Origin of the sequence: Hydrogenothermus marinus, assembly GCF_003688665.1 — a bacterium.
GTDB classification, from domain to species: Bacteria; Aquificota; Aquificia; order Aquificales; family Hydrogenothermaceae; genus Hydrogenothermus; species Hydrogenothermus marinus.
This window is the reverse complement of sequence record NZ_REFO01000010.1, coordinates 404,225-428,253: the sequence shown is the minus strand read 5'-3', so window position 1 is coordinate 428,253 and position 24,029 is coordinate 404,225. Positions and strand designations below refer to the sequence as shown.

Below are 24,029 nucleotides of genomic sequence, written 5' to 3'. Positions count from 1 at the left end.
ACAATAAAATTTTTCATTAAATTTGTTTATTTAATTAGAAAGTTAAAGAATAATAAATGGAGCGAGTGACGGGACTCGAACCCGCGACCCCTTCCTTGGCAAGGAAGTGCTCTACCAACTGAGCTACACTCGCAAATAGGTACCTTTGAAAATGAGGATAAATATTATAATAATATAACAAATTTTTGTCAAATACTTTTAAAAGGGGGTATTCAGTTTTAGAGTTGATGTATAATACAAATAAAAAAGGTTAAGAAAATGAGATGTGTTTACTGTAATTCAGAAAAAATAGTAAAAAATGGAAAATCAAATCAAGGAAAACAAAGATATTTATGTAAAAGTTGTAAAAGAATATTTGTAGAAAATCTAGAAAGAAGGCATTATCCAAAAAAATTAAAAGACATGGCTATTAAACTATATATAGATAGAGTATCTATAGCAGCAATATCTAGGTCTTTAGAAGTACCTTATGAAACCGTTAGAAGTTGGATAAGAGCAGCAGGAGAACTTGCAATCAAGAAGCTTGAAGCAAGAAAAAATATATTAATTAAAAAAAATTTAACAAAGCAGGATTAGATGAAATGTGGACATATATAGGAAATAAAAATAATGATTTTTGGATATGGACTGTAGTTTTTGACAAAGACTATAAATATTTTGAAATAGGGAAAAGAGATGAAGAGACATTTTGGAAATTATTAAATCAAATTCCTACAGCTAAAGAATATCATACAGATGGATATAGGGTTTATGAAAATTTGAGGAATAGAAAGAAAGGCAAATATAACTGTACTAATTGGAATGAAGGATTAAATTCGTTTTTAAGAAGTAAATTAGCTATGCTACAAAGAAAGACAAAAGCTTATGCAAAATCTATTAGAGCTTTATATAGGGCATTAGCCTTAGTTTTTATTAGATGGAATTTATTATCTACTCTTTAACTAAATACCTAATTTAAAAACTCTTGACAAATAGATATATAAGATATAGAATATTTATCCTGATTTTGTAATAGATATGCTGGCGTAGCTCAGTCGGCAGAGCAGGTGATTTGTAATCACCAGGTCGTGGGTTCGAGTCCCACCGCCAGCTTTTATGGAGGAGTCGCCTAGTCTGGCCAATGGCGGGAGACTGTAAATCTCCTGGCGTATGCCTGCGCAGGTTCGAATCCTGCCTCCTCCACCATGTGCGGGAGTAGCTCAGTTGGTAGAGCATCTGCCTTCCAAGCAGATGGTCGCGGGTTCGAGTCCCGTCTCCCGCTCCATATTACATCATCTCATTTCTATTTTTACATACCTTATTTATTAAATATTCCTTAATTTGTTAAAAACTATTAACTCAAGCTAAAAATATAAAAAAACTAAAGAAAAATAGGAAAAAAGCTATTATATAATTTAAAAACTAGCAAAACATCTATTTAAAATCCAGTTGAGGTAAAAATGAAAGGATTATTTATAACTTTTGAAGGGGTTGAAGGTGCTGGAAAATCTACTCAGGCAAAAATGCTTTATGAATATTTTAATAATAAAAAAATAAAAGCTATTTTAACAAAAGAACCTGGTGGAACAAAAACAGGATTAAAAATTAGAGAAATTCTTTTATCTCATACAGATGAAAAGTTTACAGGTATATCAGAGCTTTTTCTTTATGAGGCAGATAGAAATTTACATATTGAAAATGTAATAAAACCAAATCTTGAGAAAGGAATTAATGTAATATGTGATAGATTTATAGATTCAACTCTTGCTTATCAAGGTTATGCAAGAGGGCTAAATATAGAGCTTATAAAACAGTTAAATAATATTGCAACTAATGGTTTAAAACCAAACATTACATTTTTAATAGATATTCCTGTAGAGGAAGGATTAAAAAGAATAAAAAATGAAAGAAATATAGATAGAATTGAAAAAGAGGATATATATTTTCATAAAAGATTAAGAGAAGGTTTTTTAAAAATAGCAGAAGAAGAAAAAGAAAGAATATTTGTAATTGATGGTACAAAAGATAAAAAAGAAATTTTTAAAAATATTTTGAATATTTTGGAGAAAAAATTTACTAACTATTTAATATGATAAAATTATTTAAGTTTTTTTATTAAATCTGAATGGAGGCATAGATGGGCGTTAAAATTGGAATTAACCAGATTAAAAGAGATATGTTTATTGTTGTTGATGGTCAACCTTATAAAGTGCTTGGATATGAACATGTAAAACCCGGGAAAGGACAAGCATTTGTTAGAGTAAAAGCTAAAAATATGAGAACAGGAAATGTAAATGAAATTACTTATAAATCTTCAGATTCTATAGAGCTTGCAGATTTTGAACAAAAACAGATGGCATACTCTTACTTTGATGGTAGTTCTTACTGGTTTATAGATGCTACTACAGGAGATATGATACCTGTTGATGCTAATATTATTGGAGATGATGCTAAATTCTTAAAAGAAGGTATGGAAGTTTGGATTTACCTTGATAAAAACCAACCAATTGGCATAGAACTTCCTAAAGCAGCAGTTTATGAAGTTGTGCATACTGAGCCTGGATTTAAAGGAGATACTGCTACAAACACATTAAAACCTGCAACCTTAGATACAGGAGCAGAAATACAAGTCCCATTATTTATTAATATTGGTGATAAAGTTAAAGTAGATTTAAGAGATAAAAGATATATAGAAAGGGTAAATGAATAATTAAGAGGGGTTTTTTATTATGGATAACCTTATAAAAATTTTAGATGAGATTATTAAAAAAATTGAAGGAAAAAATATAGAAGAAGTTTCTATTGAAACAGAAGAAGGCAAAATTAAAGTCAAACAATATATTGGACCTAAGGAAATAGTTTCAGAAAATTATCCAAAAGTAGAAGTTAAAGAAGTTATCACTTCAGAAACTCCAAAAGTAGAAGTTCAAAAAGAAGAAAAAAAGTATCATGTAATAAAATCTCCCCTGGTTGGGACATTTTATAGATCTCCATCTCCTGGAGCACCACCTTTTGTAGAAGAAGGGGATATAGTTTCTAAAGGACAAGTTCTTTGTATAATAGAAGCTTTAAAAGTAATGAATGAGATAGAAAGTGATATAAATGGAAAAATAGTTAAAATCTTAGTAGAAAATGGACAACCAGTAGATTATGGACAAGAGCTATTTTACATAGAACCAAAATAGAGAGGTTAAAAATTGGATAAAGTAAATAATATTTTAATTACAGGTGGAGCAGGATTTATAGGTTCAAATCTGGCTTTAAAACTTCAACAGATGTACCCAGAAAGCAAAATCTTAATTTTAGATGATTTTTCAAGTGCAAATTTTAAAAATTTAAAAGGATTTAAAGGTGAAGTTTTAGCTTGTGATGTTTCAACAGATGAACTTTTTTATAAAGTGGAAGAAACAAAAATAGACCTTATTTTTCATTTAGCATCTATTACTGATACAACAGTTACAGATCAAGAATTAATGATGAGAAAAAATGTAGATGGATTTAAAAATATACTTGAACTTGCCTACGATACTGAAGCAGTAGTTGTTTATGCATCTTCTGCATCGGTTTATGGAAATGTAAAAGAACATATTCCTTTAAAAGAAGATAGAGAAAAATCTCCTGAAAATATTTATGCATTTTCAAAATATATTATGGATAATATAGCTAAGGATTTTTCTGAGCGAACAGGAATAAAAGCAGTAGGAGTTAGATATTTTAATGTTTATGGCCCAAGAGAAGCACATAAAGGTAAGTTTGCAAGCATGATATATCAGCTTTATCTTCAGATGAAACAAGGAAAAAGACCTAGAATTTTTAAATGGGGAGAACAAAAAAGAGATTTTGTTTATATAAAAGATGTTGTAGAAGCTACAATTTTAGCATCAAAAGCACCAGGTACTACTGTCTATAATGTAGGAAGTGGACAAGCAAGATCGTTTAATGAAGTTATTGCCCTTTTAAATAAAAACTTAGGTACAGATTTTGAGCCTGAATATTTTGATTGCCCTTATGATTTTTACCAAGAATATACACAAGCAGATATGACAAAAATAAAAGAAGAACTTGGATTTGTACCAAAATATGATTTAGAAAAAGGCATAAAAGAGTATGTAGATATTTTAGAAAATAGAATAGAGGAAACTTTTTAAATGTTAAAAATAAAAGTACCTGCAACTTCTGCCAATCTTGGAGCAGGATTTGACACCTTAGGAGTTGCTTTAAATCTTTATAATGAGTTTATTGTTGAAGAAAGTGATACTGTTCAGATAGAAACTTATCCAAAAATTCCTGAGTTTGAAAATCCAGATAAAAATCTTTTTGTTAAAGTTTTAAAAAAAACATGTGAATATATTGGGAATGATTTTCATGGAGTTAAACTAACTCAAAAAATAAATGTACCTGTTTCAAGAGGCCTTGGAAGTAGTGCTACTGCAATAGTTGGAGCAATTGTTGCAGCTTTTACTGCAAATAAAAAAGTATTAACTGATGAAGAATTTTTTAATATTGCTTATCAGTTTGAGCCTCATCCTGATAATTTACTTCCTGCATTAAAAGGTGGATTTATTACTGCTTGTGTAGAAGATAAAAAAACTTATTACTCTAAAATACCTTTTCCAGAAGAACTAAAATTTGTTGTTGTAATTCCTGATTTTGAGCTTTCTACAGAAAAAGCAAGAAAGGTTTTACCTGAGAAGGTTTCCTTAGAAGATGCAGTTTTTAATGTTCAAAGGGTTTCACTTTTAATATCTTCTCTTGTTAATAAGGATTTTGATTTATTAAAAGTAGCTATGAATGATAGACTTCATGAGCCTTATAGAAAAAAATTAATTCCAAATTTTGATAAAGTAGTAGAAAATGCTTTAAATAGTGGAGCCGTAGGAGTTTCATTAAGTGGTGCAGGAAGTTGTATGATAGCTTTGGCAAAAGAAAATTTTGAAGATATTGGTAAATCTATGGTAGAGGCTTTTAATGAAGTAGATATAAAAGCAGAGTATAAAATCCTTGAAATAGATAAAGAAGGAGTACAAGTAGAGTTTTAAAGCTCTATATTATCTATTAATCTTGTGCTACCTACAAAAGCGGCTACTAATATAATATCTCCTTTTTCTACTTTTTCTTTTGGTTCTAAGTTTTTTGGATTAACTATTTCTATATACTGAATTTCATCTACATTGTTTTCCATTATTTTTTTCATTTCTTTAATTAAATTTTTAGGGTTTGTTTCCCCTTTTTCAAATAAATCTTTTGCTTTAAATAAAGCTTTACTTATTGATAAAGCTCTTTCTCTTTCTTCTTGTGATAAATATTTATTTCTTGAAGACATTGCAAGGCCATCTTTTTCTCTAATTAATGGACAGCCTATTATATCTACATCCATATTTAAATCTTCTACCATCTTTTTTATTACTATATATTGTTGATAATCTTTTTTACCAAAATATGCTTTATCTGGCTTTACAATATTAAAAAGTTTATTTACAACAGTTAAAACTCCTTTAAAATGTCCTGGTCTAAACTTTCCACAAAGTTTATCTGTAAGAGTTTCCATTACTACATAAGTTGAATATCCTTCTGGATACATATCTTCAGCTTTTGGATGGAAAACATAATCAACTGCTACTTCTTTACATATTTTTAAATCTCTTTCTAAATCTCGTGGATATTTATCTAAATCTTCATTTGGTCCAAATTGCGTTGGATTTACAAATATACTTACAATAGTAATATCATTATCCTTTTTTGAACATTCCATTAAAGATATATGCCCTTTATGTAAATATCCCATTGTTGGCACAAAGCCTATAGTTTTACCTTCTTTTTTTAAATTTTTAGAGATTTGTTTCATCTGATTTATATCTGTAATTAGCATTTTTACCTCTATATCTCTAATTTATATTTATCCTTATTAAGCTCGTTAAACTCTTCTAATTTTTCTTCAAATCCTTCTCTTCCCATTAGAGCATACATAAATCTTTTCCCTTCTTCAACTGCTGGCTGATCAAATGGATTGATTTTATATAAATATCCTGAAAATCCTGTTGCCATTTCATATAAGTAAATAAGCATTCCTATATTGTAAGGATTTATATTATCTAAGGTTATTGTTAAATTAGGAACTTTGCTTTTTGTTAATGCGGCTCTTGTTCCTAAAAGTTCTTTTGTCAAAATCTCATGCAAAGTATGATTTTTTAAATATCCTATATCTTCAGGAATGTTATCTGATATTTTTAGATCTCTTGTAGGATTTTCAACATATATAAAAGTTATTATTTTATCTTTTGGTCCTTCTCTATAAAGCTGTATTTGAGAATGTTGATCTATAGTTCCTATTGCTTTTACAGGTGTTTGTCCAAGTCCATCTTTTCCAAGACTTTCTGCCCAAAGCTGTCTCCACCAATCAACAAAAGATGAAAGTCTTTCAGAATAAGGCATCATTACTGCTATATTTTTTCCTCTTCTCATATTTGCAAGATAATGTATCATTGCTAATAAGTAAGCCGGATTATGCTCAACATACTCTTCTACAGAGCATATTAAATCCATTTTTCTAGCACCTTCTAAAAGCTCATCTATATCTATTCCAAGAGCTGATGCTGGAAATAATCCTACAGGTGTTAATACTGAGAATCTTCCACCTACTTTTGAAGGAATTTCAAAGGTTTTTATATCATTTTCTTTTGCAAATTTTCTTAAAAATCCTTTTTCTGTATCTGTTGTAATTACAATATGTTCTTTCCATTTATCTCCAAGTTTATCTTTAAGTAAGTCTAAAACTATAGAAAAATTAGCTATAGTTTCAACAGTAGAACCTGATTTTGATATAACATTAAAAATTGTTTTTTCTGGTTCTATTAATTCTAAAACTGATGCAACTTTTTCAGGATCTACATTATCAAGTATATAAAATTTAGGAAAATCAAACTGGTTATGATTAATCCATTTTAAGCTTTCAAAAAGCATTTGAGTTCCAAGACTTGATCCACCTATTCCAACTAAAACAAAATAATCAAAATTCTCTCTAACATATTTTCCATACTCTTTAATATCTTCAGTATCTTGATAAGGAAGTTTTGCAAAATAAAACTTATTTTCTTTTTCTTTTTTAATTCTTGCATGGGTTTCTGTAATGAAATGTCTAAAAGAAAGAAGTTCTTCTCTTAATATTCCATCTCTTTCTCCAATAATATCTGCCATAACATTTGTGTAATCAATTTTTATCAATATTTAACCCTCCTTTAAAATTTTCCTTCTATATTCTTGTAAATGATTATGTGCAAGTCTTATTGGCTCTGGTAGTTTATATCTACCTATACATTTTAAAGCTAATTGTAGTGAGCTGTCTACTGATATTTTATTTCCTGGGGATACAAATATTGGATTTGTGTTTTTTTTAACTCTTAAAATATATCCTCTTTTTCCCTTATTTACAAAAATAGGTTTATATGAAAAAGGTTTATTTTCTGGCATTTCAAAATTTCCAACAAGTTTTGATTTTCCAATTCCAACAGATATTTCTCCTGTAATTACTCCAAAATGAGATGCAATTCCCATTTTTCTTGGATGTAAAATTCCCATTCCATCTACTAAGAATGCATCAGGTTTTGTTTTTAATTTTTTATAAGCCTCTAAAATAGATGGAAGTTCTCTATAAGCTAAAAAGGTTGGTATATATGGAAAATCTATCTCTTTTTCTGCAAAAACTATTTCCACTTCTTTAAAATTATTCTCTATATCTAAAACAACTATTGATGAGATAGCAACAGTAGGATTAGTCCATATATCTGTATATGTTGTATCAATTCCTGCTACTAATCTAATATTTTCTATAGGTTTTGTATCTTCAAGAATAAGCTTTTTAGAAAGTTCTAACTGCTGTCTTTCTAAATCTTCAATGTTCATTTTTTAAAAACTCTTTTAATCTTTTAATACCTTCTTCCATATGTTTTATATCTTTTGTATAAGCAAATCTTATATATTTTTCTGTATTATTTTTACCAAAATCTATTCCTGGTGTTATTGCTACATGAGTTTTTTCAAGAATTTTCTTTACAAATTCATAAGAGTTATCTGAGTATTTTTCAATATTTGCCCATATATAAAAAGCTCCTTCTGGTTTTGCATCTATATCAAATATATCTTTTAACTGCTCATATAAAAAATCTCTTCTTTTTCTATACTCTTTTGTTATTTTATCTAAATATTCATAATCAAAAGCTCCAAGAGCTGAAAACTGGCTTATAGTAGGTGGAGATATAAAAAGATTTTGCATTACTATCTCTGCTTTTCTTATAAGATTTTCAGGAAGTATCATCCATCCAAGTCTAAATCCTGGCATACAAAAATATTTAGAAAATCCATTTATCACAATAGCATTATCTGAAAATTCTAATGCAGTATGTTCTTTTTCATCATAAACAAGTCCATGGTATATCTCATCTGAGATAAAATAAATATCTCTTTCTTCACAATAATTAATTAAATCTTCTAAAACCTCTTTTTTATAAATATTTCCTGTTGGGTTATTCGGAGATGATATCTGAATAGCTTTTATATCTTTATACTCTCTTAAATGATTAGAGGTAAGTTGATAATTTGTAGATTTATCAACAGAAATTAAAACAGGCTCAACATCTAAAATATAGGAAAAGTTTTTATAACAAGGATAAGAAGGATCAGGAAATGCTAATTTTTCACCTTGGTTTAGCAATATTGAGTAAACTGTTAAAAATGCTCCAGATGTTCCAACTGTTAAAACAATTCTTGATGGAGAGATATTAACTTTATATTTATTATAATAATGTTCTGCTATTTTTTCTCTTAACTCTAAAAGTCCTACACTTTCAGTATAAAAATTTAATTTGTCTTTTACTGCTTTTTCTGCTAACTGCCAAACTTTTGGAGAAGGTTGCAAATCTGGCTCTCCAATTTCAAAATGTATAGTATCTTTATATTTTTGTGCTTCTCTAACAATATCCATTACTATAAATGGAGAAACTTTTGCTAACCTATCCATTGACTTTCCTCATATATGATTGATGAAATTTATTAAATTTGAAATAAGTTTATAATACAATAATCAAAATTTCCATTTTAGGAGAAAAAGATGCCATTAAAAAATTTTAAAGTTTTAAATAATATAAATGATTATAAAGATTTACATAAATTATCAAAAGAAGAGATAAATACTCTTGCTTCTGAATTAAGGGAATATATTATAGAAGTTACTTCTAAAAATGGTGGACATATTGGACCTTCTCTTGGAGTTGTAGAACTTACAATTGCTCTTTTAATGGCATTTGATCCTGAAATTGATAGAATTGTTTGGGATATTGGACATCAAGCTTATGCTTATAAAATATTAACAGGTAGAAAAGATGAATTCCCTACTTTAAGACAGTATAAAGGAATATCAGGATTTTTAAAAAGATCAGAAAGTAAATATGATCATTTTGGAGCAGGCCATAGCTCAACATCTATTTCTGCGGCTTTAGGTATGAGAGTTGGTAAAGATTTATTAAAGAAAGAAGGATATACAGTTGCAGTAATTGGTGATGGTGCTATGACAGCAGGAGAAGCCTTTGAGGCATTAAATAATGCAGGATGGCTTGATCCAAGCAAGTTTATAGTGATACTTAATGATAATCAGATGTCTATATCTCCAAATGTTGGAGCTCTTTATACATATTTTAATAAGATTATTACAAATCAGGTATTCCAAAAACCAAGACAGGCTTTAAAAGAGATATTAGATAAAATTTTCGGAAAACAAGGAACAAAATTAGCAAGGAAATTAGAAGAGTATATAAAAGGGCTTTTTGCCCCTGGTGTAATATTTGAAGAACTTGGATTTACTTATGTTGGAACAATTGATGGACATAATCTTTTTGATCTTGAAAAAACTTTAGAAAATGTAAAACAGATGAGGGGACCTATTTTAATTCATGTAATTACTCAAAAAGGGAAAGGATATAAACCTGCTGAAGAAAATCCTACTCCATTTCATGGAATGTCTCCTTTTGATAAAATAACAGGAGAGCCAAAAAAATCATCTGTTAATCCTTCTTGGAGTAAAGTTTTTGGGAAAGCTTTATGTGAGCTTGCAGAAAAAGATGAAACTATAGTTGCTATAACCCCTGCAATGAGAGAAGGTTCAGGACTTTTAGAATTTTCTCAAAGATTTCCAGATAGATTTTTTGATGTTGGAATAGCAGAGCAACATGCAGCTACCTTTGCAGGAGGACTCGCAGTAGAAGGTTTGAAACCAGTAGCATCTTTTTACTCTACTTTTTTACAAAGAGCATATGATCAAGTAATACATGATATAGCTTTACAAAAACTACCTGTTGTTTTTGCAATAGATAGGGCAGGATTAGTAGGTGCTGATGGCCCAACCCATCATGGAGTTTTTGATATTTCTTTCTTAAGAGCTATTCCAGAAATAATAATTTCAGCTCCAAAAGATGCTCAAGAATTAAGAGATTTATTATATACTGCCTTAAACTCAGGTAAACCTTTTGCAATTAGATATCCAAGAGGAGAAGCAGTTGGAGATATAAAAGAAGGATTTAAAGAAATTCCTATTGGTAGCTGGGAAGTTTTAGAAGAAGGTAAAGATATAGCATTTTTGGCAGTTGGAAGATATGTTCAAAAAGCTTTAGAAGTAAGAAGAATATTAAAAACAAAAGGTATAGATATTACAGTTGTAAATGCAAGATTTATAAGGCCTATAGATAAAGAATTATTAAAGCATATTTTAAATACCCATCAGTTTATTATTACGGGAGAAGATGGAAGTTTAAATGGTGGATTTGGCTCTGCAATAGCAGAATTTATAATGGATAATGATTATGAAAATAGATTAATAAGGTTTGGTATTCCTGATAAATTTATAGAGCATGGAAGTGTTAATTTACTTGAAAAAGATTTAGGACTTTTACCAGAGCAGATAGCTGAGAATATTTATAAAAAGATTTTTAACAAAGATTTTGTTTTTATGAAAAAAGCTTGAAGGCGGAGGCCGGAATCGAACCGGCGTATAAGGGATTTGCAGTCCCCTGCCTTACCACTTGGCTACTCCGCCATTAGAGGTTTAAAATTATATCATTTTTTTATATATTTTCAATAGGAGAAACCTTTGGCAAAAGTAAAAACAGTTTATGTTTGCTCCAAATGTGGAGCTAAATCTTTCAAATGGGCTGGAAAATGTAGTAATTGTGGAGCTTTTGGAAGTTTTGTTGAAGAAAAAATAACAAATAAAAAATCTGGTAATTATTCTATTAAATCTGAAATTTCTGTAAAGCCTTTAAGTAGCATAAATGAAACATTAAACATAGATAGAATCTCAACATATATTCCAACTCTTGATGAAGCCCTTGGTGGTGGAATAGTGCCAGGTCAAGTAATACTTTTATCAGGAGAACCAGGGATAGGTAAATCTACTCTTTTACTTCAAATTGCTTACAATCTTGCAAAAAATAATAAAAAAGTGCTTTATGTATCAGGTGAAGAATCAGCACAACAAATATTTATAAGAGGAAAAAGAATAGATGCAATCCATGAAAATGTATTAATTCTTGCAGATACAAATTTAGAAAATATCCTAAATGCTATTGAAAAAGAAAATCCAGATTTTATAATATTAGATTCTGTTCAAACTGTTTACTCTCAAGAGCTTGAATCAACTGCAGGTTCTGTTTCTCAAGTAAAAGAAGTAAGTGGAAAACTTACAGAAATAGCAAAACAAAAAAATATTCCAACTGTCTTAGTAGGACAGATAACAAAAGAAGGAAGTATAGCAGGACCAAAAGTTTTAGAACATTTAGTTGATACAGTAGCATATTTTGAAGGAGAAAGAGGCCATGCATATAGAGTTTTAAAGCTTATAAAAAATAGATTTGGTGCCGCTGGAGAACTTGCAGTTTTTAGTATGACTTCTAAAGGCTTAAAAGAGATAAAAGACCCTTCTTCATTTTTCTTATCAGAAAAGCCAGAAGGAAAATCAGGAAGTATTATATTCCCATTTACAGAAGGTTCAAAGCCAGTTTTAATAGAAATTCAAGCATTGGTATCAAAAACAGTTTATGCAGTACCACAAAGAAGATCTCAAGGAATAGATATAAACAGAGTTTCTATTATCACTGCAATACTTGAAAAAGAGTTAAATCTATTTTTAAAAGATAAAGATATTTTTATAAATGTAGTTGGTGGAATGCATATAAAAGAACCTGCAGTAGATTTACCTGTTGCAATTGCTATAATATCTTCAGCTTTAGAAAAGCCAATTGATAAAAATTTCGCTGCTTTTGGAGAACTTGGCCTTACAGGAGAAATAAGATCTGTTTATTATACAGATTTAAGATTAAAAGAATGTAAAAAGTTTGGAATTAGCAATATAATGATCCCATATAATTCAGATATAAAAGAAAAAGGTATAAAATTAGTTAAAAATATAAAAGAAGCATTTTCAATTTTGTTTAAAGGAAAATAAGAAAATGGATAAAAACTATTTTAGAATATTAAAAGAGTTAGGAATAGATGAAATTTTCGTAGAAAAGGATAACATGCAACAGGATAAAATTAAGCTTTTAAAAGAGATTAATGAAGAAATTCAAAAATGTACTAAATGTGATTTATATAAATCAAGAACTCAAGCAGTATTAGGAGAAGGTAATATAAATGCAAAACTCATGTTTGTTGGTGAAGCTCCAGGAGCAGATGAAGATAGACTTGGAAGACCTTTTGTTGGAAGGGCTGGAAAGCTACTAACATCTATTATTGAAGAACTTGGACATAAAAGAGAAGAATTTTATATTTCAAATATAAATAAATGTAGACCTCCAAATAATAGAACTCCTACCCCTTGGGAACAAGAGGCATGTTTTCCATATTTAGAAAAACAAATACAGATAATAAACCCAAAAGTTTTGTGCCTTCTTGGAGCAGCAGCAGCAAGGGCTTTCCTTGAAAGAAATGTAGCAATTACAAAAGAAAGAGGACAAATAATAAACTGGAAAGATAAATATTTGATCTTAACTTTCCATCCTGCTTATGTTCTAAGAAATCCTTCTGCGAAAGATACTTTAAAAGAAGATATTAAAAAAGCTATTGAACTTGCTTATTCTGATTAAATATTAATTTTATCAACTAAAATATCTTTAACTTTTGTTTTTTTTCTAAACTCTTTTAAATGTTCCTTTGCTTGTTCTTTATCTAAGTAAAGGCCACAATATACTCCATAAAAATGTTTATATGGATATATAAAACATTGATTTAAATTATGTTTTTCTATAAATTTTTTTGCAGTTTCTTGTTTTTTATAAAGAACTATTCTTATCGAATAAAAATCTTCTTTTGGAACTAATTTTTTAGCTTTAAGTTTTAAAATTTTTACAGTAGCTAATTTTGAATAATCATTTTCTTCTTTTAAAAGATTTTTATAATATTTGTAAGCTTTCTGGTATTCTTTCTTGTTTTCATAAATTAATCCTAAATAAAAACTTGCAAAAGCTTTATCATACTTAATTAATGGTTTTAGATATTCTTCTGCTTTCTCAAACTTTTTACTTTTTATGTAATAATCTGCTAAGAACTTTAAAATATCAGGTGTTTTGTTTTCTATTTTTTCAAACTCTTTAATAGCTAAATCTTTCTTGTTTAGTTTTAAGTATGATAACCCTCTATAGTAATAGATATTATCTAAAATTTTTTTATCATTTTTGAATTTAGATAAATCTTGAGTATAATCTAAAAAAGCTTGATATTTACCAAGTTTATAATAAGCAAAAGCTTTTATATGGTTTATCTCTTTATCATATGGAAGGTGTGTAATTTCTTCCCATTTTTTATTTTCAAATAAAATATCTACTGCTGAAATTAAATATTTAGAATCTTTAGTCTCATTATAAAGTTTAAGTAAAACATCTACCTTATCATCTGGATTTTTAAAAGATGAGTAAGCAAGTTTATAAATATTTATTTTTGCATCTTTTGAGATATTCTCAGTTTCTAAGTTTGGTAGTAATGTTTTTAATCCTTCTAAATTTCCTGATTTTATATAACTATATGCAAGAATTTCTAAAACTTTTTCTCTATATTTATCATCTTTTGGTGCTTTTTGTAAATACTCTTTCGCTTTTTGTATAGTTATTGTATAAACTTTATCATTAAAACTTCCTTGTATTATTGCAAGAAGCTTTTGAAGTTCTGGATTTTTTCCTGCAAATGAAAAACTAAAAATAAAAAGCAGTATTATTAATACTCTCAAAAGCATACCCCTCCAGGACATTTTCCATTAATATGTGCCTCAAACTCATCTCTAAATTTTCTTATTGCATCCATTATAGCATTTGGTGCAGAATAACCAAGTCCACAAATAGAGCCAATAGGTATATTTTTACCAAGATGTATTAAAAGGTCTAAATCTTTTTCTGTAGCAGTTCCTTCTTGGAATTTTTTTAGAATATTAAACTGCTCATATGTTCCAACTCTACAAGGTGTACATTTTCCACAACTTTCATGATGGAAAAAGTTTGCTATTACAATAAGAGAATCTATTATACAGTCTTCTTCGTTTAAAACTATAGTTGTTCCTGTTCCTCCAAATCCTTTTGGTGAGTAATCCATAGGTGTATCAAACTCATCTGGATGATAAACTCCTAAAGCTCCTGAAAATACTGCCTTAGGTTTTCCAATAGGCCCTCCTGCTATATCTATAAGCTCATTTAAAGTAATATCCATAGTTGATTCATAGACACCAGGTTTTTTTACCTTTCCACTTACTGGAAAAAGTTTTGGGCCATAATAACCTGCTGGTCCTATATGCATAAAATACTGCTCATAAGTTACTATTATTGGAATGTTAGATAATGTTTCTACATTATTTACAACTGTTGGCCTTCCAAAAAGTCCCACCTGTGGTGGATAAGGTGGTTTTAGTCTTGGGTGTCCTCTTCTTCCTTCTAAACTTTCAATTAAAGCAGTTTCTTCACCGCAGATATAAGCTCCTGCTCCTCTATAAACATATAAATCAAATGAAAAATCAGTTCCAAGTATATTTTTACCTAAGTATCCTCTTTCATAAGCTTCATTAATTGCATTTTCTAATATCATATATCCTGCAGGATATTCTCCTCTAATATAAATAAAACCTTTTTCTGCTCCTATTGCATAAGCAGAAATAATCATTCCTTCTATTAAAAGATGTGGATCTCTTTCTATTATTATTCTGTCTTTGAAAGTTCCTGGTTCTGATTCGTCTGCATTACAGATTAGGTATCTAGGTTTTGGATTTTGAATTACAAATCTCCATTTTCTTCCAGTTGGAAAACCTGCTCCACCCCTACCTCTAAGGGTACTTTCTTCTACAAGGACAATTATATCTTCTGGTGTAAATTTATTTAAAGCTTTTCTTAAAGCAGAATATCCTCCTGTAGTTTCATACTCTTCTATATCTACAGTTCTATTTTCTTTAGCTCTTCTAAGTAGAAGATTTATATTACTATCTGCATATATTTCTGGAAGATGAGGTATTTTATCTCTTATACTCATTTACTCATACCTATCAAGAATTTCTTTTAAGTCTTGTTCTGTTTTTATTTTACTTCCATCATATAAATCATTATTTATTAAAAAAGCTGGTGCTATTGCACAGCTACCAATACATTCAACAAGTTCTATATACCATTTTCCATCAGGGCTATGTTCTCCTGCTTTTGCTCCTGTAAGTTTTTCAAGTATTTTTAAAAATTTTTTACTTCCTGCTAAATGACATGGTAAATTTCTACAAAGTCTAATATGATGTCTTGCATTCTTTTTATGACGAAACATATCATAAAAACTAACTATCCCTTCTATATCTGCTTCTGGCACTTGTAGATATTCAGAAAGCTCTCTAACTGCTTCATGGGGAATATCTCTATAAACTTCTAAAATAACATGAAGAGAAGGAATAATAGCCTGTTCTTTTACAAGATATTTATTTTTAAAATAATCTATCTTATTTTTAATCTCTTGTGTTAGATATTTATATTCCAATTTCTAACCTTATTTAAGAAACTTTACTTCCCACTTTTACATCTTTATCAACAGTTAAAACTGATAAAGTTTCATCATCTTTTGCAGCTAATATCATACCTTTAGATTCTATTCCAAATATTTTTCTTGGTTTTAGATTTGCAAATATTATTATTTTCTTTCCTACCATCTCTTCAGGTGTATAGTACTGAGCTATACCAGAAACAATTGTCCTTTTTTCTGTTCCAATATCTACAGTAAGTTTTAATAACTTATCTGCTTTTGGTACTTTTTCTGCTTCTAAAACTTGTCCAACAACAAATTCTAATTTTGCAAAATCATCTATTGTAACTATTCCTTCATTCTCATTTACTTTTTCTTCTTTTTTCTCAGACACTTTTTCTTCCTCCTTAAGTTCTATTCTTGGGAATAATGGCTGTATTTTCTTTTTAATCTTTGTTCCAGTTGGAAAACTAAATGGCTGTGGTTTTCCATAAAACTCATTTAGTCCTAAATATTCAAGGGCAATTTTCATCTTTGTAGGCATAAATGGTGTTAAAAGCCATATAATAGCATAAAGTCCATCTGCTAAAGTGTAAAGGGTTGTATCTAAATATGGATTATTTCCTTTTTTTAATGCCCAAGGCTCTGTTTTAACTATATATTTATTTAAAAAGTCTATAAACTGCCATACTTTTTCTAATGCTTTGTAATATTCTAAGTTTGATAAATGCTGATCAAACTGACTTACAGTTTCAGTATAAATCTTTTCATACTCTTTTTCTAAATCTGTTAGATTTTCTCCTTTTTCAACTATACCTTTTTTAAATTTATTTATCATTGATAAGGTTCTTGATATAAGATTTCCAAGGTCATTTGCAAGGTCTGAATTTATTCTTCCTACAACTGCTTTTTTAGAAAAATCACCATCAAGCCCAAAAGGTACCTCTCTTAAAAGAAAATATCTTATCTCATCAACTCCATACTCTTTTGCAACTTCGAAAGGATCTACTACATTTCCAAGACTTTTTGACATTTTTTGCCCTTCAACAGTCCACCAACCATGGGCAAAAACTTTTCTTGGTACTTCAAGTCTTGCGCTCATTAAAAATGCTGGCCAGTAAACTGCATGAAATCTTAAAATATCTTTTCCAACTATATGGACATCTGCAGGCCAAAAAGTTTTAAACATCTCACTTTCAGTGTCTGGATAACCAACTGCTGTTAAATAATTTGTTAAAGCATCAAACCAAACATAGATAGTATGAGTTTCATCAAAAGGTACAGGAATTCCCCATTTTACCCTATCTCTTTTCCTTGAAACTGAAAGATCTTTTAATCCTTGTTTTACAAAGGAAATTACTTCATTTCTTCTATAGTCTGGTTGTATAAAATCTGGATTTTTTTCATAAAGCTCTAAAAGTTTATCTGTATATTTAGAAAGTCTAAAAAAGTAGCTTTCTTCAACAATTTTTTCACATTTTTTCTGATGTATAGGACATTTATAATCTAAATCTTTTATTTCTGTTTCTGTTTTAAACTCTTCACACCCTACACAATACCAACCTTCATATTTTCCTAAATATATATCTCCATTTTCATAACATTTTTGAAATATATGTTGAACTGCTTTTATATGATCTTCATCTGTTGTTCTTATGAATCTATCATAAGATATATTTAAAACTTCCCAAAGTTGTTTAAACTTTTGATGAGTTTTATCTGCAAGCTCCTTAGGTGTTATTCCTTTTTCTTCTGCAGTTTTTTGTATTTTTAAACCATGTTCATCTGTACCTGTTAAGAAAAATGTTTTTTTACCTCTTTGTCTGTTATATCTTGCTAAAACATCTGCTGCTATAGTTGTGTATGCATGGCCAAGATGCGGTACATCATTAACATAATATATAGGTGTGGTTACATAAAACTTATCTGCCATAAATTACCTCATTGGTAAAAGTTAATTAATAGTATTTTACTATAACTAAGGAATAAATCGGAAAATAGATATTCTGCAGTAAAAATAAATTATAAAATCAAACACTGTTTAATTTTTTTTATTCTTATGGTAATATTTTTTACCAAATCTGGCAGAAAGAGGTAATATAAAGTTGAAAGAGCTCATTATTACAAGTATAGCCTTAGGTATAAAATCTTTAGTATTTATAATTGGTATGTTTCTCCTTGCAGCATATTTAACATGGGTAGAAAGAAAATTTGCTGGCCATGTACAACAAAGACCAGGACCTTTACATGTTGGATGGCATGGGCTTCTTCAACCTATAGCAGATGCTTTAAAGGTTTTAACTAAAGAAGATATAGTGCCTGAAGGTGTAGATAAATTTTTATTCTATCTTGCATCTTTAATGGCTTTTGTTCCTGCAATACTTATATTAGCTGTTGTTCCTTTTGGAGAACCTATAAATATATTTGGATATGAAATTAAGCCATATATTACTGATTTAAATGTAGGTTTAATTCTTGCATTAGCATTTGGTAGTATCTCTGTATATGGCGTTATCTTCGCTGGATGGGCATCAAACTCAAAATATCCTATGATTGGTGGATTAAGAAAAGCAGCTGTTTTAATTGGTTATGAAGTTGCTCTTGGTTTTGCAATGGTTGGCCCTATAATGCAAGCTGGTACTTTCTCATTAAAAGGAATTGTAGAAGCTCAACAAGGACTATGGTTTATAATTCCTAATATTCTTGGTTTTATTGTTATACTTTTTGCTATCCTTGCAGAAACTGGAAGAACTCCTTTTGATGTTCAAGAAGCAGAAGCAGAGCTTGTTTCTGGATATAATACAGAATATTCTGCAATGAAATTTGGTTTATTCCCACTTGCTGAATGGTATATAGCTACATTTGTTTTAAGTGCAATAGCTGTAATATTATTCTTTGGTGGTTGGAATGGCCCTCATATATTTGGTCCAATTTCACCATTTATATGGTTCTTCTTAAAACTTGCTATGATGTTTATGTTCTTTTTATGGGTACATTGGACTCTTCCAAGATATAGAGTTGATCAGATAACTGAAATTGCATGGAAAGTAATGCTTCCTCTTTCTTTAATAAATATATTTATTGTCGCAATCTGGATAATAATATTTGGATAACAATGGTAAAAATTAAATATATAGAAAGACCAAAGCTTTCTAAGATGGAAAAGCTATTTTTTATTGACTTTATAAAAGGAATGAAAATAACTATAAAAAACTTTTTTAGAAGAACTATTACAACACAATATCCTTTTGAAAAACTTACACCTCCAAAAAGATTTAGAGGCACTCATGCTCATAGAGTAAAAGATGGTAAAGAGCCACCTTCATTTAAAGTACTTGAAAAATTTATGGAAATACATGAAGGTGAAAGTAGATGTGTAGCTTGTTATATGTGTCAACAAGCATGCCCAATACCATCTTTATTTAATATTGAAGCTGAGCAACTTCCAAATGGGAAAAAAAGAGTTACAAAATTTGATATGAATCTGTTAAACTGTCTTTATTGTGGATTATGTGTAGATGCTTGTCCTGTTGATTGTATAATCATGACAGATAGTTATGAAACTGCAACTTATCAAAGGAAAGATTGTGTAATTCATATTGATGATATGTCAGAAAGAGGAAGAGATTTTGATGAAAGAAGATATGATGAACCTGATAGAATCTGGATAGATGATGATGTTAGAAAAAAATTGTGGGGGCATATTAAATGGAGTTAAATCTTAATAGTATAGCTTTTTGGAGTTTTTCTTCTTTAGCAGTATTATCTGCTCTTGGAGCTATATTTTTTAGAAATTTAGTTTATACAGTTTTATCTCTTATTTCTGTATTAATAATGATTTCAGGATTGTTTTTTACTCTTGGAGCAGAACTTGTTGGAGCTCTTCAACTTTTAATTTATGCAGTAGCTATAGTTGTTTTTTATGTTTTAGTAATATCTACTGTTCCTCAATTTAAAGGTAAAGCTATAGATCCTAAATATATGCTTTTATCAATTCCTATAGGATTTTTAATCTTCCTTGAACTTGCTTATGTATCTGTATATGGAGCATGGAAATCAAATACTGGAATATTTTCTCCTGAGATTGTAGAAAAAATTGGTAATGCAAAAGCAGTATCAACAATGCTTTTTACTAAATATTTATTCCCGTTTGAAGTAGCTTCTTTAATTCTTTTAGTTGCAATGATTGGAGCTATAGTAATAGGTAAAAAACAGGAGCAGGAGGATTAATATGTCTATCCCTTATGAATATTATATAGCTTTAAGCGGTCTTTTAATGGTTATTGGATTAGTAGGTATAATAATTAGAAGAAATATAATTGCTGTTTTAATTTCTACAGAATTGATGTTAAACGCAGTTAATATTGCATTTGTTGCTTTTGATATGAAACTCCATGATGTTGCAGGTCAGGTTTTTGTATTCTTTATACTTACTATTGCAGCAGCTGAAGCAGCTATAGGATTAGGATTAATTATGGCTATTTATAGACTTAGAAAAGATGTAAATATTGATACTTTAACTGAGTTAAAACTGTAAAGAGGGGTATAAATGGAAAACTTAAATTATTTATGGATAGTACCTTTTGCACCTTTAATTGCTGCTATTATTACAGGGCTTTTTGGATATAAGTTTTTAAGAGAACCTCTTTCAGGGATCATTGCAGTTATTGGCGTTGCCATATCTGCAGTAGCTGCAGTATCTGGATTTATCCATGTAATGAATACAGGAGGCCATTATGATTTAAAACTATTTACTTGGATGCCTCTTGGTAATTACGAAATTTCTGTTAGTATTTTATGGGATCCATTATCTGCATTAATGTCTTGTGTTGTAACTGTTATTTCTACATTTATATTTATATTTGCAACTGGTTATATGAAAGGAGATGAATCTTATCCAAGATTTTTCACTTATCTTTCTATGTTTGTATTTATGATGCTTATGCTTACCCTTTCTGATAACCTTGTCCAACTTTTCTTTGGTTGGGAAGGTGTAGGTTTAATGTCTTATCTCCTAATTGGATATTTCCATTTTAAAAAATCTGCAGCAAATGCTGCTTTTGAATCTTTTATAGTTAACAGAGTTGGAGATTGGTCATTTTTACTTGGAATTCTTCTTGCTTTTGTAACTTTTGGAACTTTAGATTATTTAGATATATTTGCAAAAATTCCAGAAGCTAAAGAATTCACAATAACATTAATTGCTTTATTACTTTTTGGTGGTGCAGTTGGTAAATCTGCTCAGATCCCACTTCATATATGGCTTCCAAATGCTATGGAAGGTCCAACTCCTGTTTCAGCTTTAATACATGCAGCTACAATGGTTGCTGCTGGTGTTTATATGGTAGCAAGATTAATGCCTTTATTTGCTTCATCTCCTATAGCTTTAGATGTTGTTCTTTATATAGGTACTGCTTCTGCATTTGTAGCAGCAACTATGGGACTTGTCCAAAATGATATAAAAAGAATAATTGCATATTCTACAATGTCTCAGCTTGGATATATGTTTGCTGCAGAAGGACTTGGATTATTTAGTGATGGAATGTTCCATCTTGCATCTCATGCAACTTTTAAAGCTCTATTATTCTTAGCTGCTGGTTCTGTGCTTGTTGCTATACATCATATCCTTGATGTATGGAAAATGGGGCAGCTTAGAAAATATATGCCTATTACTGCAGCTACATTTTTAATTGGTGCTTTAGCCCTTGCAGGGATTCCTCCATTTTCTGGATTTTTCTCAAAAGATCCTATAATAGAAGGTGCTTACCATATTAACTGGGTTGTGTGGGCATTACTTTGGTCTGGAGCTGGACTTACTGCATTTTATATCTTTAGACTTTATTTCTTAGCTTTTGAAGATGGAGATAGATTAGATCCTCATATAAAATCTCATGTTCATGAATCTCCGTGGAATATGACAATACCTTTAATGGTTCTTGCTACTGGAGCTGTAGTTCTTGGATTTTTTAGAGAATTCTTCCTTAATTTCTTAAGACCTTCTTTAGATATTAAAGCAATGCCAGAAGATTTTGTTCCTGAAAAAACTAAGATATTGATGGAAGAAGGATTAAGTAGGGCACATCATGTACATATTCCATCTGATGCTATAGAATTTTTAGTAGAGTCTCTAACATCTCCTCTTGGAATATTAGCTTTATTAACTGCTTTAGGTGGTATATTCTTTGCTTATCTTGTTTATCAGAAAAATGTTATTAGTTATAAATGGCTTGGGGAAACTTTCAAACCTTTATATAAACTTTTTTATAATAGATGGTATTTTGATAATGTTTATTATGCAATATTTGTTTACGGATATTACAAATTTTCAGTATTCTTATGGAAACTTGGTGATAGATTTATTATTGATGGAATAGTTGATGGTTCTGCAAAAGCTTCTTTAGCTACTGGTGGAGTTTTAAGATTAACTCAAACAGGAAGAATAAGTGCTTATGTTTTACAGATGTCCTTAGGTATACTGGTATTTTTAAGCTTATTCTTAATAGTAAAGTAATGGATGGAGGAATAGAATGACATTTGAATTTGAAGCAGCTAATATACCTTGGATAACAATCTCAATTCTAATACCGTTAATAGCAGCTGGTGTACTGTTTTTCCTTGATAAAAGATTTGCAAAACCAATAAGTATTATAGTATCAGCAATTGTTTTTGTTATATCTACATATATGCTTTTTGCTTATGATTATTCATCATATAAAATTCAATTTTATGAAAAATATAGTTGGATTCCTCAATTTGGTATTTCCTATGAAGTTGGTGTTGATGCTCTTAGTTTAACTATGTTTTGGCTTACGGCTCTTGCATTTTTACTTTCTTTTATATGGAGCGTTAATATAAAAAAGAGAGTTAAAGAATATTTTATAGCTTTTCTTGTACTTGAAGCTGCTTGTATAGGTGTTTTTGTATCTTGGGATATGGTTTGGTTTTATATATTCTGGGAAGCAATGCTTATTCCAATGTTTTTAATAATTGGTGTTTGGGGATATGCTGAAAGAATTTATGCAGCTACTAAGTTCTTCATATATACATTCTTTGGTTCTCTTTTCCTATTAATTGGTGTTATTGGAATGTATGTTTACCAATATTTTCATTATGGAAAACTTTCAACAAGTTATTTTGATTTAGTTAATACAAATCTTCCTTTTGGATTAGAAATAGTATTCTTTTTACTTCTTGCTCTTGGTTTTGCTATTAAGGTACCTATGTGGCCTTTCCATACATGGCTTCCTGCAGCTCACGTTCAGGCTCCAACTGCAGGTTCTGTAATTCTTGCTGCTGTACTACTTAAAATGGGTACTTATGGATTTGTTAGATTTTCACTTCCATGGTTTCCAGAGGCTTCAAAATATTTCATTCCAGTAATGTTTACCTTAGGGGTTATTGCTATTATATATACTGCTGCTATGGCTCTTGCTCAGCAACATATTAAAAGAATTATTGCATACTCTTCTGTATCTCATATGGGATTTGTAACTCTTGGTACTTTTGCTCTAAATGTAGAAGGAATGAATGGAGCTATTATCACAATGATTTCTCATGGATTAACTTCAGCTGCTTTATTCTTTGCAGCAGGATGGATTTACGAAAGGTCCCACTCATATATGCTAAAAGATTTAGGTGGTATGGCAAAATACGTTCCTGTATTTGCTACTTTATTTATGATTTCTGCAATGGCTTCTGTAGGTCTTCCAGGACTTTCAGGATTTGTTGGTGAGTTTTTAGCTTTACTTGGTACATTTAAAACAAATGTATGGTTTGCAGCATTGGCAGGTATAGCTCTTGTAGTAGGTGCTGGATATACTCTCAGACTTTACCATAAAACAATGTTTATGGAAGAACTTGTAGATAAAAATATAATCCATAAATGGAAAAATACTCATGATATGACTACTTCTGAATTTTTAGCATTTATACCACTTGTAATATTAATGTTTGTAATTGGTATTTATCCTAAATGGTGGATAGATTTAATTAACACAACTTCTATTTCTATTCTTTCAAAGTTCATAGGAGGCTAA

At 29.6% G+C, this 24,029-nt stretch carries 24 protein-coding genes and 5 tRNA genes; 19 read left to right on the top strand and 10 right to left on the bottom strand.

Annotated features, from left to right (window positions below; translation table 11 throughout):
* Positions 1-57 precede the first annotated feature (57 nt).
* Positions 58-133, bottom strand: a tRNA-Gly gene (locus CLV39_RS02605).
* Positions 134-258: 125 nt separating this feature from the next.
* On the opposite strand from CLV39_RS02605, the gene CLV39_RS08835 reads away from it, so the two are divergent.
* The 10 genes from CLV39_RS08835 to thrB all read left to right on the top strand — a co-directional run bounded on the left by CLV39_RS08835 (position 259) and on the right by thrB (position 5,018).
* Positions 259-576, top strand: coding sequence for an IS1/IS1595 family N-terminal zinc-binding domain-containing protein (locus CLV39_RS08835; RefSeq protein WP_121922660.1), 318 nt, complete (start codon positions 259-261; stop codon positions 574-576).
* 5 nt (positions 577-581) lie between these two features.
* On the top strand, positions 582-941 hold the full coding sequence (locus CLV39_RS02595; RefSeq protein WP_121922659.1) for an IS1 family transposase: 360 nt from the start codon (positions 582-584) through the stop codon (positions 939-941).
* Positions 942-1,019: 78 nt separating this feature from the next.
* A tRNA-Thr gene (locus CLV39_RS02590) sits at positions 1,020-1,092 on the top strand.
* Positions 1,093-1,097: 5 nt separating this feature from the next.
* Positions 1,098-1,185 (top strand) — tRNA-Tyr (locus CLV39_RS02585).
* 3 nt (positions 1,186-1,188) lie between these two features.
* Positions 1,189-1,264, top strand: a tRNA-Gly gene (locus CLV39_RS02580).
* A 175-nt stretch (positions 1,265-1,439) separates the two neighbouring features.
* On the top strand, positions 1,440-2,072 hold the full coding sequence (tmk, locus tag CLV39_RS02575) for a dTMP kinase (protein WP_121922658.1): 633 nt from the start codon (positions 1,440-1,442) through the stop codon (positions 2,070-2,072).
* A 44-nt stretch (positions 2,073-2,116) separates the two neighbouring features.
* Positions 2,117-2,689, top strand: coding sequence for an elongation factor P (gene efp, locus CLV39_RS02570; protein WP_121922657.1), 573 nt, complete (start codon positions 2,117-2,119; stop codon positions 2,687-2,689).
* A gap of 19 nt (positions 2,690-2,708) precedes the next feature.
* A complete protein-coding gene (accB, locus tag CLV39_RS02565) occupies positions 2,709-3,164 on the top strand; it encodes an acetyl-CoA carboxylase biotin carboxyl carrier protein (protein ID WP_121922656.1) in 456 nt (151 codons plus the stop codon).
* Between the two features lie 12 nt (positions 3,165-3,176).
* Positions 3,177-4,127, top strand: a complete 951-nt coding sequence (rfaD, locus tag CLV39_RS02560) for an ADP-glyceromanno-heptose 6-epimerase (protein WP_121922655.1) — start codon at positions 3,177-3,179, stop codon at positions 4,125-4,127.
* On the top strand, positions 4,128-5,018 hold the full coding sequence (thrB, locus tag CLV39_RS02555; RefSeq protein WP_121922654.1) for a homoserine kinase: 891 nt from the start codon (positions 4,128-4,130) through the stop codon (positions 5,016-5,018).
* On the opposite strand, the gene panC is transcribed toward thrB, so the two are convergent.
* The 4 genes from panC to CLV39_RS02535 are packed head-to-tail and all read right to left on the bottom strand — an operon-like array spanning position 5,015 to position 8,992.
* Complete coding sequence (panC, locus tag CLV39_RS02550; RefSeq protein ID WP_121922653.1) at positions 5,015-5,848, bottom strand: pantoate--beta-alanine ligase; 834 nt, start codon at positions 5,846-5,848, stop codon at positions 5,015-5,017. The two genes, thrB and panC, sit on opposite strands and share 4 nt — an antisense overlap.
* Before the next feature lie 8 nt (positions 5,849-5,856).
* Positions 5,857-7,200: a glucose-6-phosphate isomerase gene (locus tag CLV39_RS02545; protein WP_121922652.1), complete on the bottom strand. Its 1,344-nt coding sequence runs from the start codon at positions 7,198-7,200 to the stop codon at positions 5,857-5,859.
* A 3-nt stretch (positions 7,201-7,203) separates the two neighbouring features.
* The gene (locus tag CLV39_RS02540; RefSeq protein ID WP_121922651.1) at positions 7,204-7,878 is read right to left on the bottom strand and encodes an endonuclease V; all 675 of its coding nucleotides are present in this window, start codon (positions 7,876-7,878) and stop codon (positions 7,204-7,206) included.
* Positions 7,868-8,992 carry a pyridoxal phosphate-dependent aminotransferase gene (locus CLV39_RS02535; protein ID WP_121922650.1) on the bottom strand — a complete coding sequence of 375 codons (1,125 nt, stop codon included), beginning with the start codon at positions 8,990-8,992 and terminating at the stop codon, positions 7,868-7,870. The genes CLV39_RS02540 and CLV39_RS02535 overlap by 11 nt, the downstream gene beginning before the upstream one ends.
* A 90-nt stretch (positions 8,993-9,082) precedes the next feature.
* On the opposite strand from CLV39_RS02535, the gene dxs reads away from it, so the two are divergent.
* On the top strand, positions 9,083-10,987 hold the full coding sequence (dxs, locus tag CLV39_RS02530) for a 1-deoxy-D-xylulose-5-phosphate synthase (RefSeq protein ID WP_121922649.1): 1,905 nt from the start codon (positions 9,083-9,085) through the stop codon (positions 10,985-10,987).
* Here the strand turns inward: dxs and CLV39_RS02525 are convergent.
* A tRNA-Cys gene (locus tag CLV39_RS02525) sits at positions 10,988-11,059 on the bottom strand.
* Between the two features lie 54 nt (positions 11,060-11,113).
* Between CLV39_RS02525 and radA the strand changes: the two genes are divergently transcribed.
* Positions 11,114-12,466 carry a DNA repair protein RadA gene (gene radA, locus CLV39_RS02520; RefSeq protein WP_121922648.1) on the top strand — a complete coding sequence of 451 codons (1,353 nt, stop codon included), beginning with the start codon at positions 11,114-11,116 and terminating at the stop codon, positions 12,464-12,466.
* Between the two features lie 4 nt (positions 12,467-12,470).
* Positions 12,471-13,106, top strand: coding sequence for a uracil-DNA glycosylase (locus tag CLV39_RS02515; protein ID WP_121922647.1), 636 nt, complete (start codon positions 12,471-12,473; stop codon positions 13,104-13,106).
* On the opposite strand, the gene CLV39_RS02510 is transcribed toward CLV39_RS02515, so the two are convergent.
* From CLV39_RS02510 to metG, 4 genes are read right to left on the bottom strand one after another with little or no spacing between them, the layout of a single operon-like run.
* Positions 13,103-14,242 carry a tetratricopeptide repeat protein gene (locus CLV39_RS02510; RefSeq protein WP_121922646.1) on the bottom strand — a complete coding sequence of 380 codons (1,140 nt, stop codon included), beginning with the start codon at positions 14,240-14,242 and terminating at the stop codon, positions 13,103-13,105. The two genes, CLV39_RS02515 and CLV39_RS02510, sit on opposite strands and share 4 nt — an antisense overlap.
* Complete coding sequence (locus CLV39_RS02505) at positions 14,239-15,525, bottom strand: complex I 51 kDa subunit family protein (protein ID WP_121922645.1); 1,287 nt, start codon at positions 15,523-15,525, stop codon at positions 14,239-14,241. The genes CLV39_RS02510 and CLV39_RS02505 overlap by 4 nt, the downstream gene beginning before the upstream one ends.
* A complete protein-coding gene (locus CLV39_RS02500) occupies positions 15,526-16,011 on the bottom strand; it encodes an NADH-quinone oxidoreductase subunit NuoE family protein (protein WP_121922644.1) in 486 nt (161 codons plus the stop codon). It lies immediately after the preceding gene.
* A 13-nt stretch (positions 16,012-16,024) separates the two neighbouring features.
* Positions 16,025-17,926, bottom strand: coding sequence for a methionine--tRNA ligase (gene metG / locus CLV39_RS02495; RefSeq protein WP_121922643.1), 1,902 nt, complete (start codon positions 17,924-17,926; stop codon positions 16,025-16,027).
* Positions 17,927-18,098: 172 nt separating this feature from the next.
* On the opposite strand from metG, the gene nuoH reads away from it, so the two are divergent.
* Genes nuoH through CLV39_RS02465 form a run of 6 tightly spaced genes read left to right on the top strand, consistent with a single transcriptional unit; the run spans position 18,099 to position 24,029 of the window.
* Complete coding sequence (gene nuoH / locus CLV39_RS02490; protein WP_121922642.1) at positions 18,099-19,106, top strand: NADH-quinone oxidoreductase subunit NuoH; 1,008 nt, start codon at positions 18,099-18,101, stop codon at positions 19,104-19,106.
* Positions 19,107-19,108: 2 nt separating this feature from the next.
* Entirely contained in the window at positions 19,109-19,711 is a 603-nt protein-coding gene (locus CLV39_RS02485) for a NuoI/complex I 23 kDa subunit family protein (RefSeq protein ID WP_121922641.1), read from the top strand.
* Complete coding sequence (locus CLV39_RS02480) at positions 19,702-20,223, top strand: NADH-quinone oxidoreductase subunit J family protein (RefSeq protein ID WP_121922640.1); 522 nt, start codon at positions 19,702-19,704, stop codon at positions 20,221-20,223. Before CLV39_RS02485 ends, CLV39_RS02480 begins: the two co-directional genes overlap by 10 nt.
* 1 nt (position 20,224) lies before the next feature.
* Entirely contained in the window at positions 20,225-20,530 is a 306-nt protein-coding gene (nuoK, locus tag CLV39_RS02475; protein ID WP_121922639.1) for an NADH-quinone oxidoreductase subunit NuoK, read from the top strand.
* A 12-nt stretch (positions 20,531-20,542) separates the two neighbouring features.
* On the top strand, positions 20,543-22,504 hold the full coding sequence (nuoL, locus tag CLV39_RS02470; protein WP_121922638.1) for an NADH-quinone oxidoreductase subunit L: 1,962 nt from the start codon (positions 20,543-20,545) through the stop codon (positions 22,502-22,504).
* Positions 22,505-22,520: 16 nt separating this feature from the next.
* The gene (locus CLV39_RS02465; RefSeq protein WP_121922637.1) at positions 22,521-24,029 is read left to right on the top strand and encodes a complex I subunit 4 family protein; all 1,509 of its coding nucleotides are present in this window, start codon (positions 22,521-22,523) and stop codon (positions 24,027-24,029) included.